The 14,745-nt window shown below is 66.5% G+C and carries 16 protein-coding genes; 7 read left to right on the forward strand and 9 right to left on the reverse strand.

Features of this window, described 5'->3' with window-relative positions:
* Positions 1-21: 21 nt before the first annotated feature.
* Complete coding sequence (locus tag ACHQ4I_RS33525) at positions 22-1,284, reverse strand: deoxyguanosinetriphosphate triphosphohydrolase (RefSeq protein ID WP_420775897.1); 1,263 nt, start codon at positions 1,282-1,284, stop codon at positions 22-24.
* Positions 1,285-1,290: 6 nt separating this feature from the next.
* Entirely contained in the window at positions 1,291-1,869 is a 579-nt protein-coding gene (locus ACHQ4I_RS33530; protein ID WP_420776076.1) for a YdcF family protein, read from the reverse strand.
* Between the two features lie 277 nt (positions 1,870-2,146).
* On the opposite strand from ACHQ4I_RS33530, the gene ACHQ4I_RS33535 reads away from it, so the two are divergent.
* The gene (locus ACHQ4I_RS33535; RefSeq protein WP_420775898.1) at positions 2,147-3,016 is read left to right on the forward strand and encodes an NAD(P)-dependent oxidoreductase; all 870 of its coding nucleotides are present in this window, start codon (positions 2,147-2,149) and stop codon (positions 3,014-3,016) included.
* Between the two features lie 9 nt (positions 3,017-3,025).
* Here ACHQ4I_RS33535 and ACHQ4I_RS33540 read toward each other — a convergent pair whose 3' ends face one another.
* The 3 genes from ACHQ4I_RS33540 to ACHQ4I_RS33550 form a co-directional block, all read right to left on the reverse strand.
* The gene (locus tag ACHQ4I_RS33540) at positions 3,026-3,700 is read right to left on the reverse strand and encodes an MBL fold metallo-hydrolase (protein WP_420775899.1); all 675 of its coding nucleotides are present in this window, start codon (positions 3,698-3,700) and stop codon (positions 3,026-3,028) included.
* A 58-nt stretch (positions 3,701-3,758) separates the two neighbouring features.
* On the reverse strand, positions 3,759-5,204 hold the full coding sequence (locus ACHQ4I_RS33545) for a molybdopterin-dependent oxidoreductase (RefSeq protein WP_420775900.1): 1,446 nt from the start codon (positions 5,202-5,204) through the stop codon (positions 3,759-3,761).
* Between the two features lie 93 nt (positions 5,205-5,297).
* Positions 5,298-5,720 (reverse strand): MarR family winged helix-turn-helix transcriptional regulator, encoded by a 423-nt coding sequence (locus ACHQ4I_RS33550; RefSeq protein WP_420775901.1) that lies wholly within the window; start codon positions 5,718-5,720, stop codon positions 5,298-5,300.
* 48 nt (positions 5,721-5,768) lie between these two features.
* Between ACHQ4I_RS33550 and ACHQ4I_RS33555 the strand changes: the two genes are divergently transcribed.
* Positions 5,769-6,164, forward strand: coding sequence for a PPOX class F420-dependent oxidoreductase (locus ACHQ4I_RS33555; protein ID WP_420775902.1), 396 nt, complete (start codon positions 5,769-5,771; stop codon positions 6,162-6,164).
* A 22-nt stretch (positions 6,165-6,186) separates the two neighbouring features.
* Here the strand turns inward: ACHQ4I_RS33555 and ACHQ4I_RS33560 are convergent, their stop codons facing one another.
* Complete coding sequence (locus ACHQ4I_RS33560; protein WP_420775903.1) at positions 6,187-7,455, reverse strand: phthiocerol/phthiodiolone dimycocerosyl transferase family protein; 1,269 nt, start codon at positions 7,453-7,455, stop codon at positions 6,187-6,189.
* Between the two features lie 72 nt (positions 7,456-7,527).
* Here ACHQ4I_RS33560 and ACHQ4I_RS33565 point away from each other — a divergent pair, with 72 nt between their 5' ends.
* A complete protein-coding gene (locus ACHQ4I_RS33565; protein WP_420775904.1) occupies positions 7,528-8,154 on the forward strand; it encodes a TenA family protein in 627 nt (208 codons plus the stop codon).
* A gap of 2 nt (positions 8,155-8,156) precedes the next feature.
* Here ACHQ4I_RS33565 and ACHQ4I_RS33570 read toward each other — a convergent pair whose 3' ends face one another.
* The gene (locus ACHQ4I_RS33570; protein WP_420775905.1) at positions 8,157-9,077 is read right to left on the reverse strand and encodes an NADP-dependent oxidoreductase; all 921 of its coding nucleotides are present in this window, start codon (positions 9,075-9,077) and stop codon (positions 8,157-8,159) included.
* Between the two features lie 350 nt (positions 9,078-9,427).
* On the reverse strand, positions 9,428-10,819 hold the full coding sequence (locus tag ACHQ4I_RS33575; RefSeq protein ID WP_420775906.1) for a glycine--tRNA ligase: 1,392 nt from the start codon (positions 10,817-10,819) through the stop codon (positions 9,428-9,430).
* Positions 10,820-11,016: 197 nt separating this feature from the next.
* Here ACHQ4I_RS33575 and ACHQ4I_RS33580 point away from each other — a divergent pair, with 197 nt between their 5' ends.
* From ACHQ4I_RS33580 to ACHQ4I_RS33590, 3 genes are all read left to right on the forward strand, one after another.
* Positions 11,017-11,367 carry an ArsR/SmtB family transcription factor gene (locus ACHQ4I_RS33580; protein WP_354955947.1) on the forward strand — a complete coding sequence of 117 codons (351 nt, stop codon included), beginning with the start codon at positions 11,017-11,019 and terminating at the stop codon, positions 11,365-11,367.
* A complete protein-coding gene (locus tag ACHQ4I_RS33585) occupies positions 11,364-11,804 on the forward strand; it encodes a Fur family transcriptional regulator (protein WP_420775907.1) in 441 nt (146 codons plus the stop codon). Before ACHQ4I_RS33580 ends, ACHQ4I_RS33585 begins: the two co-directional genes overlap by 4 nt.
* Positions 11,805-11,918: 114 nt before the next feature.
* Positions 11,919-12,878: a hypothetical protein gene (locus tag ACHQ4I_RS33590; protein WP_420775908.1), complete on the forward strand. Its 960-nt coding sequence runs from the start codon at positions 11,919-11,921 to the stop codon at positions 12,876-12,878.
* An 83-nt stretch (positions 12,879-12,961) separates the two neighbouring features.
* Here ACHQ4I_RS33590 and ACHQ4I_RS33595 read toward each other — a convergent pair whose 3' ends face one another.
* On the reverse strand, positions 12,962-13,939 hold the full coding sequence (locus ACHQ4I_RS33595; protein ID WP_420775909.1) for a hypothetical protein: 978 nt from the start codon (positions 13,937-13,939) through the stop codon (positions 12,962-12,964).
* A gap of 103 nt (positions 13,940-14,042) precedes the next feature.
* On the opposite strand from ACHQ4I_RS33595, the gene ACHQ4I_RS33600 reads away from it, so the two are divergent.
* Complete coding sequence (locus ACHQ4I_RS33600) at positions 14,043-14,660, forward strand: TetR/AcrR family transcriptional regulator (RefSeq protein WP_420775910.1); 618 nt, start codon at positions 14,043-14,045, stop codon at positions 14,658-14,660.
* Positions 14,661-14,745 lie beyond the last annotated feature (85 nt).

The following is a 14,745-nucleotide window of genomic DNA, read 5'->3' on the forward strand; positions in this document are numbered from 1 at the left end:
TCACGCGTCTAGCCATCGGAACTATTCGGCCAGCGACCTCGATACGCGTTCGAGCCGACTCTCGGTATACGACGCGATTTGGTCGACGATTACGCGCACCCGGGCGGTGTCGTCGGCGGCGGCGTGCCACCACGGCAGCAGTAGCGGATCCAAGCCGTGCGGGGCCGTCGCCAGCAGCCGGTTCGCGACCATCAGGATCCGCTCGCGCTGCACTGCTTGGCGCTGTTTGTGATCGAGATCCGACATGACATAGCGCAGCGCGACGGTCTTGAGCATCGCCACCTCGGCGGCGACGATCGGCGGAATCTCGAGGTCCGCGGCATACCGGGACAACGCATGTCGCCCGGCGACCTCCCGGGTGGCGGTGATCGCGGCGGTGGCGAAGCGGCCGACCAGTTCACTGGTCAGGCGCTTCAAGGCCACCGAACTGGCGACAGTTCCGTCGTATGATGCCGCCGCGGCCACCACGGGCAGCTCGGAGAGCCGCTGTGCGGCACCGACCAACGCATCCACCGACAGCGTCGGGTGCTGACCGTGTCCCAGCTCGGCCAGCGCCACCTGTTCCGAAGCATCGGCGAGGGCCCGCAATTCGATGCGCCCCGCGATGACGCCGTCCTCCACATCGTGCACCGAGTACGCGACATCGTCGGACCAGTCCATGATCTGACATTCGAGGCTCTTGCGGCGGTCCGGCGCATCCTTGCGCACCCATTCCAGCCGGTCCAGATCGATATCGTAGGCACCGAACTTGGTGCCCGAACCTGTTCTGCCCCAAGGGTATTTGATGGCGGCGTCGAGCGCGGCCCGGGTGAGATTCAGTCCTGCGCTGGTACCGTCCGCGTCGAGTACCTTCGGTTCCAGCCGGGTGAGGATGCGCAAGTTCTGCGCGTTGCCCTCGAAGCCGCCGTAGGCGTCGGCGAACATATCGAGGGCCGTCTCACCATTGTGGCCGTAGGGCGGATGGCCGATGTCGTGGGCCAATCCGGCCAGGTCGACCAGGTCCGGATCACAGCCGAGACCGTCGGCGATACTGCGCCCGATCTGCGCCACTTCGATCGAATGGGTAAGGCGGGTGCGTGGGGTGTCACCGTCACGCGGCCCCATGACCTGGGTTTTATCGGCGAGTCTGCGCAGAGCCGCGGAGTGCAGCACGCGGGCGCGGTCGCGGGCGAATTCGGTGCGGTGGCCGGTTTCGAATTCACTGCGCGGCGGGCCGAGCCCGGCGGTCTTGGCGCCCTCGACCACCATTCGCTCGCGGTCGTGCTCGGTGTAGCGATGCTTCATCGAATCTCACTGCCCCGCTGAGTACTTGAAGTCCGAAGAGAAGTGCGTGAGTTGATACCAGAGCAAAGCGCCGGTCTCCCTCGCGATTCCGTGCGCCTGCGACTCCCTGGTGTAGACGGCGGGGCCGGTGCGAGTCGGTGCGGTCCAGGCCTCCAGCCCGGCGTCACGGGCCATGGTTCTGGTGCGCAGCGAATGCCACGGATCGCTGACCAGCACCGCCGACGACAGGTCCCGGGCGCTCATCGCGGCGGCGACGGCCTCGATACTGCGCAGTGTGTCCGAACCGGTTTCGACCGCGAGGATCCGGTCGCCGGGTATCCCCCGCTCCTGCAGATAGTTCTTGCCGGAGGCGGCCTCGGTGTACAGATCGCCTTCCTGCTTGCCGCCGACGGTGATCACCCTGGGTGCGACGCCGGCCTTGAAGAGTTTGTAGGCCTGGTCGAGTCGCGCCTCGAACACCGTCGACGGTGTGCCGGAGTATTGCGCGGCACCGAGTACCACGATCGCATCGGCCTTGCTGTAGTCGTCGATTCGCGCCACCTGCCACACCCGGAATGCGGTGCCGCCGACCAAGACCGCACCCATCAAGATCGCGCCGATGACCAGCCGTCGAGCCCAGCGCAGCCCTGCGCCTCCGGCGCCGCGTGCCGCGCCGGATCCGGGAGCCGTTGCCAGGGAGGCCGAATTCACCTCACCAAGTTTGCCAGGTCACCGGCGACAAGTACGTCACCGGCGCGTACCGACTGCTCATACTTACCATTTGGTAAGTACCAGACCTATAAGTGAGTACTTGTTCATAGTGCAGCGCGTATCCAGAATCAATTCCGGCGCTGGATCCTTCGGCACATTGAGGAGTGGACACATGACAACATCGGTGACGGTGCTCGGACTCGGCGCGATGGGACGGGCGCTGGCAGCGGCCTTCGTGCGCGCCGGACACCCGACCACGGTCTGGAATCGCAGCACCGGCCGGGACGCGGAACTCATTGCGGCAGGGGCGAAGTCGGCGCGGACCAGCACCGAAGCGGCGACCGCGAGCGATCTCGTGGTGGTGTGCCTGTTAGACCTTCGATCCGTGCGCGCGGTGCTGGACCCGGTCGCCGATGTTCTGGTCGGCCGCGCGCTGGTGAATCTGACCAGCACCGAACCGCGCGGCTCGCGCGAACTGGCCGAATGGGCCGCGAGCCACGGCATTGATTTCCTCGACGGCGGCATCATGGCCGTCCCCCCGATGATCGGGCAGCCCGGCTCGTCCGTGCTCTACAGCGGCTCCCGAGCGGTCTTCGACGAGCACCGCGCCACCCTCGAATTGCTCGGCAGCGCCGAGTATTTCGGCGCGGACGCGGGGCAGGCAGCACTGGTCGACTTCGCCCTGCTCGCCGGGATGTACACCATGTTCGCGGGCTTCTACCACGGCGCCGCGATGGTCCGCACGATCGGCATGTCGGCCGAGGACTTCGGACAACGCGCATCGGGCTGGATCGCCGCGATGACCGGATCACTTCCGAGGGCCGGAGCCACCATCGACTCCGGCGACTACTCGAAACCGTTCCAGCCCTTGGATTTCACCAAGGCCGCCGTGGACGCCATCGTGTCGGCCAGCCGCGACGCGGGCGTCGACCTCGACATCATCGGCGTGATCAGGAATCTCGTCGATCGCCAGGTCGCCGACGGCCATGGCGCGGAAAGCACTGAGCGGATGTTCGAAAGCCTCAACCCGCGGGCCGCGTAAGACCGTTGGCTACCAGCCGCGTTCGCGCCACTCGCCGAGGTGCGGGCGTTCGGCGCCGAGCGTGGTGTCGTCACCGTGGCCTGGATAGACGACGGCGTCGTCGGGATAGCGGTCGAAGATCTTCGTCGTGACGTCGGTGTAGAGCGAGGTGAAATCCTCCGGGTTGGTGGTGCGGCCGACGCCGCCGGGGAAGAGGGAGTCGCCGGTGAACAGGTGCACGCCGGGGCCGTCGACGAGGGCGAGGGCGACCGAGCCGGGAGTGTGTCCGCGTAGGTGGACGACCTCGAAGGCCAGGTCGCCGATCTCGATCAGGTCGCCGTCGGCGAGTAACCGGTCGGGGCGCACCGGGAGCGGTTCGGCATCGAGGGTATGCGCGGCGGTTGGTGCGCCGGTGGCCGCGGCGACCTTTTCCAGGGCCCACCAGTGGTCCCGATGCTGGTGGGTGGTGACGACCAGGGCGACGCGGTCGGGCGTTTCCTGGTTGATGAGTTCGATGATGCGGTCGGATTCGTTGGCGGCGTCGATGAGCAGTGCGGCGCCGGTGGCGGTGCACTGCACTAGATAGCAGTTGTTGTCCATTCCGCCGACGGACATTTTGATGATGCGGGCACCGGGGACGTCCCGCTGTTGCGGATTCGCTCCAGGGGACACGTGACCGGTGTACGGCAGGTCGATCGTGATCACGAATCGATGCTAACCGTGCCTGGAGAATCGGCTCGGCTCATTCGAGGCGGCGGCGCGGTCAGACCTCGATCGTGACCGTGTGGAAGCCGGTTGGGCCGGAGGGGAAGGGCGCGCGCGGCGTGCCGTCTTGGATCTCGCCGGAGCGGCTGATGGCGCGGGCCTGCACGGTGTGTTCGCCGGAGGGCAGCTCGATCGTGGTCCGCCAGCGACGCCAGGCGGCCGGGGCGATTTCGGTGCCGAGATCGACCGGGCGCCAATCGCCTTCGTCGATACGGAGCTCCACCGCGTCGACGCCGTGCGGTGGAGCCCAGGCGACGCCGGCGATGCTGGTGGTGCCCGCCGCGGCGCGTCCGGGGGCGGTCACGTCGATGCGGGCTTGCGGGGTCACCCACATCGGTTCGGGCGTCCAGCCGCGCTTCCACCAGTAGTCGACGTGGCTGTCGTCGGTGAGTTCCAGTTCGGCGAGCCATTTCGCGCCGGTGTACTGACCGTAGAGGCCGGGCACGAAGACGCGGGCGGGGAAACCGTGCTCCGGACTGAGCGGTTCGCCGTTCACGCCGATCACCACATATCCGGGCCATGCGCCGGACCGCAGCGGTTCGACCGGCAGCGAGATGGTGTAGCCGTCGACGGCCCTGGTCACCAGCCGGGTCGCCCCGGTTTCGGGGATCGCGTGGGCCAGCACCTTGGCCAGCGGAACCCCGTACCAGCGACCGTTACCCGCGCGACGCTCGCCGGGACGGTTGTGCACGCACACCATGACCGCGTCGAATTCCACTGCGTCCGCGGCCAATTCGGCCAGGGACAGGCGCAGCGGATGCGCGACCTTACCGGTGACCGACAGTCGCCAGCGGGTCGGATCGATGCGCGGCGGACTCAGATTGACGTCGGCTACGTAGAAACTCCGGTTCCCGGTGATCAGCGATGACAGTCCGGGCTCATCCTCCAACCCGTCCTGCGGCACCATCGAGATCCCGCCCATCGGGCCGACCCGATGGATCGCCTCGTCCTGCCTGCGGTCGTAATCGCGATTCAGCGCCCGCGCCGCCGCCAGCAGTCCGGCACCGACGCCCGCCCACACCAGCGCGCCGAACAGCCCGCGCGGCCGCCTGCGCAGCCCGATGCCGAGCACACCCGCGGCGACGGTCGCACCCGCGACCGTGGCGGGAGATCGGGTCGGTCGACGCAAACCCAGCCCGGCCGCGGCGGCACCGAAGGCGGCGACGGCGGGCGTACGCGCCCGATCGGACAGCGTCCCGAGCCCGACGGTCGCGGCGACCGCACCCGCTCCGACGCCGAGGCGCGTCACGATCTTGTCGTGCTTGCCGGACAGGGCCACGGTCGTCTCGACCACCGGCACCGGCGCGGTATCGGTCAGGACCCGGCCGATGGCGTCGATCAGCGAATCGCCGCGGGTGGCCGCGATCAGTTCGCCGACGCCCATTGCCCCGACACCGATCGCGGCGGCTCCGAGCCCACGCCCCCGGTCTGCGTTACTCCGCACCGTCCGAACACCCGCTTTCGTCGATCATCAGCCGTACCAGCATTCTCCACGAACCTACCGGCCGAGCAGCCACTTTCCCATGCGCACGCGGCGTCACTCCTGCAGCGCCTCGGTGAAGCGGGTCAACAGCTTCCGCAACTGCTCGCGCTCCTTCGCGGTGAACGCATCCGCCACTCGCTGCTCGATCGCGGCGGCCTTGGCGTCGGCCTTGGCGAAGGCTCTGCGGCCCGCCGGTGTCAGCCTGGTCTCCAGGACGCCGCGGTGCCAGGGATGCGGTGTTCGTTCCACCAGCCCGCGCTCCTGCAGATTCTTGAGCACGACCGTCATCGCTTGCGGCGTAACCAGACACGCCCGCGCGAGTGCGGCCGCGGAAATGCCCGGATTGTCCGATAATGCGTAGAGTGCGGCGTACTGCGGCACCGTAAGCGGTTTGACCGCCTCATGTTTGACGGCCATCAGCTCCTGCTCGGCGCGCTTGACATCCAGACCGAGCCGCTCGTGCGCGGGCATTCCCATGAGTGTCAATGATAGAACAGCCATCAAAGCTTTGATAATATTCAATATATGGACCATCCCGTGATACCCGAGAGCCATGCCGATCTACTATCGCGGCCGCTGTTCGCCCACCTCGCCACGCTCAACCCCGACGGCACCCCGCAGGTGACTCCGGTGTGGCAGGTCTGGGACGGCGGGCGGCTGCGCTTCACCACCACGATCGATCGGCGTAAGGCCGTGAATACCAAGCAGAATCCCGATGTCGCGGTGAGCATCAACGATCCGGACAAGCCCTACCGCTACCTCGAGGTCCGCGGTGTCATCGAGGCCATCGAGCCCGATCCGAACGGCGAATTCTTCGATGTGCTCGCCCGCCGCTACGACCTGCCCTACGAGCGCCCCGTCGCCGACCATCCGCGCCGTGTCGTGATGGTCATGCGGCCGACGCACGCCACCTTCCAGTAGCGCCGCGAAAGCCGTTGCGCCCTCAGGAGTTGACGGCCTCCTCCGCGAGGGCGGTCAACTCGTCGCGCACCACGGTCACCAACCGGTCGATATCGCCGCCGCCGAGTACGCCGACGGTGAGTCGGCCTTCGAAGGTGTAGACGAGGAAGGTCACCGCCGCCGAGGCACCCGCGGACGGGCGTGGATGCGCCGAGACATAGACGATCTCGTAATCGGTCAGCGCGATATTCGCCGGGACCCGGAAGACGGGCACGGCGCCGGTATTCGTGACCGCGATGTGCCCGGCCAGGGAATGGATCCTGGTCGGGCCGAAGTAGTTCGGGAAGTGCAGGACCGACTGCTGGACAATGCCCTCGGCGAGGTCGTGGCGCAGTCGGTACGAAATGCGCTGGGCCAGTTCGAGGATGTCCGCGGACATGTCGACCTCGGCGGCGAAGGAGGCCAGGCCCGCCATATTGGTGCCCTCGGCGCGCGGGACCGGCGGCTGCAGGCGGGTGCGCAGGTCGACCGGATACAGGCAGCCGAGCGGCACCGGATCGCCGGTGGCCCCGGCCTTTTCCGAGGCGAAGGCACGCAGCAGGGCGGCGGTGATCAGTCCGTTGACGGTCACACCCGGATCGCGCCCGAGACCGATGATGCGGTCGGTCGCCGCCTCGTCCAAGATGATGCGGCGCGGCCGGACCAGCGATGGCGGCGCGGGGATCGCGGGCGCGGGTGGCACAACGGTGGCTGCCAACGGCCGGGTCACATCCTCGAATCCGGAGACCGAACCGCGGGTGATTCCGCGCGCCGCCACATGCCACTCCAGTGACTGCGGGTAGTCGTGCGGCACAACGGTTGTCGTGCCGGATTCGACGTAATCGGTGTAGTAGTCCCATAGTCGGGACAGCAACTCGACGCAGTGGCCGGCGTCGGCAATGCTGTGGTGGGCGAACAGTGTGACACGTGACCGGCCGCGCTCGGAGCGCACAACGTCCAGGTAGGCGAGCTGTTCGGCCGGATCGATCGATTCCGGAATCCGGAGGACATCGGGATCGCCCAGACTCGCAGTCATGCCGACAACCGGCTTTTCGCCCCGCCGCAGCAGATAGCCGCGGCCCGTGCCGTCCTCTCCGATCCGGCAGGTCACCACCGGATAGGCGCGCTGCAGCGCGGTGAAGGCGGCCCCCAACGCCGTCGTATCGAGCTCGCCGACGACCGTGACGGACCGTCCCGTGTAGGTCCCCGCGCGCACGAAACGTTGTTCCGAGGCACCCAACACCCGCACCAAAACCTCCTCATCCCACGACACATCGCACAGCGTGCGGTAACAACAGACCGGGGCGCAAACCCGATGCCACTCCGACTGAGAGAGACTGCCCACATGAGTCCCGCGGCACACATCAGTCTTACGACACATCTGGAGGAGCTGGGCCTTCCACTGGTGGAGAGCCAGCTCGCGCACCCGACTGTGACGGGGATCGCCAACGGCGAGCTGCCGGAGCCGGTCTTTCGATCCTGGCTCGAACAGGACTATCTGTTCCTGCTGGACTACGTCCGTGTATTCGCCCGGCTGGCCTGGCAGGCGCCCGCGGCCCACCTCGGCGATCTGGTGGACCTCGCGCACGCCACCTACCACGAGGAGCTGTCGCTGCACCGCTCGCTGGCCGCCGAATTCGGCGCGGACCTCGACGGCGCGACGAAGGGGTCGCCGTGCGCCGCGTACACCGCGTTCCTGCTGGAGTCGGCCGCGTGCTACGCCGACGGACTGGCCGCGCTGTACCCGTGCATGTGGGGGTACTCGACGCTCGGCGCCATGCTCGCCGAGAATCCGCCGTCGGACCCCCGGTACCGGCGCTGGGTCGACACCTACGCCGACCCGGGATTCGCCGCGCTGACCCGTCGCTGCGGGCAGATGCTCGACGAGGCCGGAGGTGATCCGGCGCGTGCGGAACAGCTCTTCCTCCAGGGCATGCGTCACGAATACGACTTCTGGGACGTACCGCTCTGACGTCAGGGGTGCAGCACGATCTTGCCCCGGGTGTGGCGCTGCTCCAGCTCGCGATAGGCCTCCTGGACCTTGTCGAGCGGGTAGACGGCGGCAATGGGCACCTCGACCGTGCCCGCGGCGGCCAGCTCGGCGAGTTCGGCGAGCACATCGATGGTGCCCGCGGCGGCGTTGCCCTCGGTCTTCACCCCGTATTTCTCGGCCGCCTCCCAGTTGATGATGGTGTCGATGCGCTCGACCGGCACGCCGAGTTCGACGGCGAGCTCGACATATTCGGCTCCGAAGGTGTCGATGAACGCGTCGACGCCATCGGGGGCGGCCGCGCGGATCCGGTCGATCAGGCCCGCGCCGTAGGCGACGGGTATCACCCCGACCTTGCGCAACCAGTCGTGGTTGGCCTCGCTCGCGATGCCGAGAACCGTTGCGCCCCTGGCCCGCAGGAGCTGCACGGTGATCGAGCCGACACCGCCCGCGGCGCCCGAGACCGCGACCGTATCGCCCTGTCCCGCGTTCACCGCCCGCACTGCGGCGAAAGCCGTTGTGCCAGCGACATAGAGCGATCCGGCGACATTCCAATCCAGACCCGCTGGCTTGGCTGTCACCTGTTCGGCCGGCACCACCACATGGGTGGCGTGGCTGGCCCGCTCGTCGGTGAAGCCGAGCACCTCGTCGCCGATCCCGAGCCCGCCGACGCCGGACCCGATATCGACGATGCGACCGGCGAAATCGGTGCCCTCTCCCGACGGGAATGTCGCGGGCCAGCGCTCGTGCAGCGCGCCCGAACGGATATACCCCTCCCCCGGATTGATCCCCGCGGCGACGACCTCGACGACGACCCGTCCCGGCCCAGCCGTCGGCGTCGGCGTCTCGACCACCTTCAGTTCCTCGATTCCGCCGTAACGATCGAATTTCACCGCACGTGCCATGTTCGACTCCCGCCTACTCGGTGACATCCAGCAACTCCGACCGTCAACGGAGTAACCCGGCGAGAAATTTCCATGCCGTCCGCGACCGATGACGTGGGCGGGCAGAGGCACGTCACCGAGACTGCGCACCACGATCGCCACGACTGGTCAGCACCAGGACTTCTGCACCGCGGCAGCGCACCACGATCGCCACGACTGGTCAGCACCAGGACTTCTGCACCGCGGCAGCGCAATTCGACCGCCATCGCATGGACGATCGAACGACGAATCGCAATGGCCCGCGATCCATGGGGTCACTGACCTGCGAAAACGCCCGGCCGCAGTGCGACCGGGCGTCGATCGTCAGCTACTCAGGCGCCGATGAGATGTTGCGCCAGGTAGCCCTGCACCTTGTCCAGCGCGATCCGCTCCTGCGCCATGGAATCGCGCTCACGGACGGTGACCGCCTGGTCCTCGAGGGTGTCGAAGTCGACGGTGATGCAGAACGGCGTGCCGATCTCGTCCTGGCGCCGGTAGCGGCGGCCGATCGCGCCCGCATCGTCGAATTCGACATTCCAGTTCTTACGCAGCTGTGCGGCAAGATCTTTCGCCTTCGGCGTCAGATCCGCGTTGCGCGACAACGGCAGCACGGCCGCCTTCACCGGCGCGAGCCTGCGGTCCAGGCGCAGGCTGATCCGTTCCTCCATCACACCCTTGGCATTGGGGGCCTGGTCGACGGTGTACGCGTCGACCAGGAACGCCATCAGCGAGCGGGTCAGGCCGGCCGCGGGTTCGATGACATAGGGGGTGTAGCGCTCGTTGGTGGTCTGGTCGAAGTAGCTCAGATCGTTGCCGGAGTGCTCCGAATGCGTCTTCAGGTCGAAGTCGGTGCGGTTGGCGATGCCCTCCAGCTCACCCCACTCGTTGCCCTGGAAGCCGAAGCGGTACTCGATATCGGTGGTGCCCGCCGAGTAGTGCGACAGCTTGTCCTTCGGGTGCTCGAACAGCCGCAGGTTCTCCGGATCGATGCCCAAGTCGGTGTACCAGGACAGCCGCGTATCGATCCAGTACTTGTACCACTCCGCGTCCTCGCCCGGCTTGACGAAGTACTCCATCTCCATCTGCTCGAACTCGCGGGTGCGGAAGATGAAGTTGCCCGGGGTGATCTCGTTGCGGAAGCTCTTGCCGATCTGCGCGATGCCGAACGGCGGCTTCTTGCGCGCGGTGGTCATCACATTGGCGAAGTTGACGAAGATGCCCTGCGCGGTCTCCGGGCGCAGGTAGTGCAGACCCTCTTCGGATTCGACCGGGCCGAGGTGGGTCTTGAGCATCATGTTGAAGTCGCGCGGCTCGGTCCAGCGGCCGACGGTGCCGCAGTCGGGGCACACCACCAGCTCCATCGAGACGGAGTCCGGGTCGTCGATCTTGTGCTTGAGCGCGTAGGCCTCCTGCAGGTGGTCCTGCCGGTGCCGGTGGTGACAGTTCAGGCATTCGACCAGCGGATCGTTGAATACGCCGACGTGGCCCGAGGCGACCCACACCTGACGCGGCAGGATCACCGAGGAGTCAAGGCCGACGACATCTTCGCGGCTGGTGACCATCGCACGCCACCACTGCTTCTTGATGTTCTCCTTGAGCTCGACACCCAGCGGACCGTAGTCCCACGCCGATTTGGTACCTCCGTAGATCTCACCACACGGGTACACCAGACCCCGGCGCTTGGCGAGGTTGGCAACGGTGTCCACCTTCGACTTGGGTGCCACTCGAGAATTCTCCATCCACTACGAATCGGATTTGTTTTCGATGCAAACATATGTTTGCACTGCAGACTAAGGACTCCAGCCTATCGGCACGGGCCAATCGGTTTTGCACCGCACACGCCTAGTGGTCGGCGTGCTCGTTTGACATGCGCAACTGTGCATATCAAAATGGGATCGCTTTCCAATAAGGAGTTGGTTCGATGACCGCCGAGACCGCCACCGCCCATCCGCACAACCCGTACCGGTCCCCCGCACCAGCGCCGGTGCCCTCGCGGACCGTCCTGGAGGACGCGGGCGAGCTGCTGCGCGCTCTCGCCGCCCCGGTGCGTATCGCCATTGTGCTGCAGCTGCGGGAATCGCCGCGCTGCGTGCACGAGTTGGTCGACGTTCTCGGCGTCACCCAACCGCTGGTCAGCCAGCATCTGCGCATTCTGAAGTCCGCGGGCGTGGTGCACGGAGAACGTTCCGGCCGCGAGGTGCTGTACGAACTCGTCGACGACCACTTGGCGCATATCGTCGTCGACGCCGTCGCACATGCCGAGGAAGGATGAACGTGCCAGATAAGACGGTCTTGCCGGATAAGCCGGTCGGCATCCGCAGTACCCGCCAGCGCAGCGCCATCGCCGCGCTGCTCGGTGATATCGAGGAATTCCGCTCCGCGCAGGAGTTGCACGATGAGTTGCGTCGCCGCGGTGAGGGCATCGGATTGACCACGGTCTACCGCACCCTGCAGTCGCTGGCCGATGCCGGGCTCGTCGACGTGCTGCGCACCGACACCGGCGAGTCGGTCTATCGGCAGTGCTCCACCGGGCACCACCACCACCTGGTGTGCCGACACTGCGGCCGCACCGTGGAGGTCGAGGGGCCGACGGTGGAGGCCTGGGCCGAATCCATTGCCGGCGAACACGGATTCACCGAGGTCAGCCACACCATGGAGATCTTCGGCACCTGCTGCGAATGCGCGAAAGCGGGCAGCTCCAAGATGTGATCGCGATCACATAGTTAACAAGGCGGCCGCCGAGGAAGATTTCACTGCGAATCAGGTAGCGTCCGGGCGTTCCGGGCGTCGCGCACTGAGATGGCAAATCTTCTGGGAGGCAGCGTGCGATCTTCGGTTTCTCCGTCGGGTAAACGACGGTATCTCACCACAATTGGGGCGGCCGTACTCATCGGCAGTTCCGCCGTGCTCATGACGGCGTGCAACGACAAAGACACCAAAGCTGGCCCCACGACAGCGGTTTCGGCACAGAGCACTATCGGCCAAGGACTGCCGGGCGCGAAGAACGGTCAATCGACCGTCCGAACCGTCGGCAAGACCGGCTGGTACGAGGGCTTCGATATCACGGTGGACAAGGCGACCGTGGTGCCCGACGAATTCGGCGGAGCCAAGGTGCTGATCGACATCACCTACAAGAACACCACCCTCGATAACAAGGCGATCGGCATCAACACCTACCTGCAGGTCGACAAGGAGGTCGACGGCGGAGCGAGCTTCGACTCCCCGACCGTGCCCGGAAAGGGTTCGGCCACAGGCAAAGTCACCACTTCGGTCAAGACACTGCACGATGTCGAGCACCTGCTGGACACGATTACCGTGATCTACGGGCAGGCCTCGGATAATCAGACCAAGATTCCGCTGAAGGCCTCGGCTCAGGTCGAGGGCGTCGCGCCGAAGACATTGAGTGTCACCGGCAAACTGGTGCAGGATCAGACGACGATCGAAATCACCGGCGGCACACTGGCACCGAGTTATACCAAGAACGAGCGCGACAAAATGGATCTCTCGTTGCGCATCAAGATCATCGGCGGGCCCGGGATCTCCGCGGGCGGACTGAACGTCTTCTACGACTACTTCACCGTGAAAACCCCCGGCGGCCAAACCATTCCCGCCGATGTTCGCGGCCCGATCAACGAGTTGCTGAATGCGAACGAAACCATCGACAACGCCAAGAATTACGTCGTCTTCGTGATTCCGTCCCCGGCCACCGGCACGTATGTGGTGAGCTACGACGCGAACAAGGGTGCGGGCACCGCCCCGAACTTCTCCTTCACCATCTCCTGACACACCTTGCGGTCCGACACATGATGCAGGCCACCACTGCCGAGCAGTGGTGGCCTGCAGTCGATTTCGAAAGCCGTGCGGGATCAGGCGGCGACGGGGTCGCCGGAGCGGACCGGAGTGGGCCCCGCGGCTGGACGGCGTCCGCGGAGTGCGCCTACGGCCAGGAGTGCGAGGGCGGCGAGAGCCCAGACGATCAGGACCACAAGGGGTTTGGTGGCGGCGGCGCCGTCGAAGAAGGCGACCGAGCGCAGCAGCGAGGCGGCGGCGCCGGGAGGCAGCAGCTGACCGATGGTGCCCCACGGCCGCGGCAGCAGTTCCGGGGCCGAGGTCGCGGCCGAGAACGGGTTGCCGACCAGGAGCATGGTCAGTGCAGCGATGCCGATGCCCGCACGGCCGATCGCGGCGGACAGGCCGACGACCGCGCCGGAGACCGCGAAGGACACCAGACCGGCGACCGCGGCCAGAGTCAGGTAGGGACCGGGCACCAGCGACATCCAGATCTGGATGATCACCATGCTCAGCAGCCCGCCCGCGATACCGAAGGTGACCAGGCCGATCGCCTTACCCCCGACCGCCGGAATCAACAGGCTGAGTACGACTCCCGCGGCGATACCGGACATGACCAGCGGCAGCACCATCGCACCGAAGGCGGTGCCGCGCGGATCGTCGGGATCGGCGGCGACCACATCCTCGACCGGCGCCGCCGGGATGCCGGACAACCGCTGTGCGATCGCGGTGAGTTGTTGTGCCACAACCGGACTCGCACCGGAGGCGACCAGTACGCGCGGGGCGCCGCCGCCGGTGATGATGGCGCCGTAGACATCCCGGTTCTCGATCGCGGCGCGAGCCGCCGCTTCGTCGGCCGGGTTGGTGATATCGAAGCCGTCGGGATCGAACTGGGCCAGTTTGTCTGCGACCATCGCGGCCTGCGGGCCGCTGACGGCAATGGGCAGATCGCGCGGCGCGATACGTGCCGCGGGCCAGGCGAAGGCGATCAGCATCAATGCCTGGAGCAGGGCAGCGCCGACGCCGACGGCGAGTGCCCGCTGGGTGGTATTCATGACGTTTCTCCCGAAAATCGAATGATCGTTCTCTTTCGATGTGGATACCGTCGCACGGTCCACGCGGCTTGTCAAGAACGAGCATTCGTTTTACGTTGGATCCATGCCCAGAGTCAGTGAAGAACACCTGGAACGTCGCAGGCAGCAGATCCTCGACGCCGCGCAGCTCTGCTTCGCCCGCAAGGGTTTCTACGAGACCTCGATGCAGGACATCTTCACCGAATCGGGACTATCGGCGGGGGCGGTCTATCGGTACTTCAAGGGCAAGAACGACATCATCGCCGCTCTGGCGACCGATACCACGGTCGAGCTGCGCGCCACCCTGACCAGGGCGATCCGGTCCGATCCGCTGCCGACCCCGGCCCAGGTCGTCCGAGCGGTCGCCGAGCACGTAGTCGAACGGAGCGGTCCGGACGGAAATGTCCGGCTCGCGCCACAGGCATGGGCGCTGGCGCTGGTGGATACCGAGGCGGCCGAATACGTCAAGGCCGCCGTGGTCGCGATGCGCGACCGGTGGACCGAGTACACCGAGCGCATGGTGCAGGCCGGCTGGCTACCGCCCGATACCGATATCCACGCCGTCGCGACCGCGATCGTCGGCGTGGTACCGGGATTCATCTTGCAACACTTGATCATCGGCGACACCGATCCGGAAACCCTGGCTCACGGTGTCGCGATCCTGCTGCCCTACGGCCACCCCGCCCCCCAACCGGCCGCCTGACAACGCCAGCTCGCCGAGCGTAGTCATATGGCGGTTGGATGCAGCGTGCGCGACCACCATTCGACTACGTTCGACGGAACTCGTG

Origin of the sequence: Nocardia nepalensis (assembly GCF_048910785.1) — a bacterium.
GTDB lineage: Bacteria > Actinomycetota > Actinomycetes > Mycobacteriales > Mycobacteriaceae > Nocardia > Nocardia nepalensis.

What these genes read in the sequence shown, in the direction of transcription:
- ACHQ4I_RS33600 (WP_420775910.1), top strand. Translation starts at nt 14,043, where the DNA reads ATGCCCAGAGTCAGTGAAGAACACCTGGAACGTCGCAGGCAGCAGATC.
- ACHQ4I_RS33535 (WP_420775898.1), top strand. Translation starts at nt 2,147, where the DNA reads ATGACAACATCGGTGACGGTGCTCGGACTCGGCGCGATGGGACGGGCG.
- ACHQ4I_RS33585 (WP_420775907.1), top strand. Translation starts at nt 11,364, where the DNA reads ATGAACGTGCCAGATAAGACGGTCTTGCCGGATAAGCCGGTCGGCATC.
- ACHQ4I_RS33550 (WP_420775901.1), bottom strand. Translation starts at nt 5,720, where the DNA reads ATGGGAATGCCCGCGCACGAGCGGCTCGGTCTGGATGTCAAGCGCGCC.
- ACHQ4I_RS33565 (WP_420775904.1), top strand. Translation starts at nt 7,528, where the DNA reads ATGAGTCCCGCGGCACACATCAGTCTTACGACACATCTGGAGGAGCTG.
- ACHQ4I_RS33580 (WP_354955947.1), top strand. Translation starts at nt 11,017, where the DNA reads ATGACCGCCGAGACCGCCACCGCCCATCCGCACAACCCGTACCGGTCC.
- ACHQ4I_RS33595 (WP_420775909.1), bottom strand. Translation starts at nt 13,939, where the DNA reads ATGAATACCACCCAGCGGGCACTCGCCGTCGGCGTCGGCGCTGCCCTG.
- ACHQ4I_RS33525 (WP_420775897.1), bottom strand. Translation starts at nt 1,284, where the DNA reads ATGAAGCATCGCTACACCGAGCACGACCGCGAGCGAATGGTGGTCGAG.
- ACHQ4I_RS33530 (WP_420776076.1), bottom strand. Translation starts at nt 1,869, where the DNA reads ATGGGTGCGGTCTTGGTCGGCGGCACCGCATTCCGGGTGTGGCAGGTG.
- ACHQ4I_RS33570 (WP_420775905.1), bottom strand. Translation starts at nt 9,077, where the DNA reads ATGGCACGTGCGGTGAAATTCGATCGTTACGGCGGAATCGAGGAACTG.
- ACHQ4I_RS33555 (WP_420775902.1), top strand. Translation starts at nt 5,769, where the DNA reads ATGGACCATCCCGTGATACCCGAGAGCCATGCCGATCTACTATCGCGG.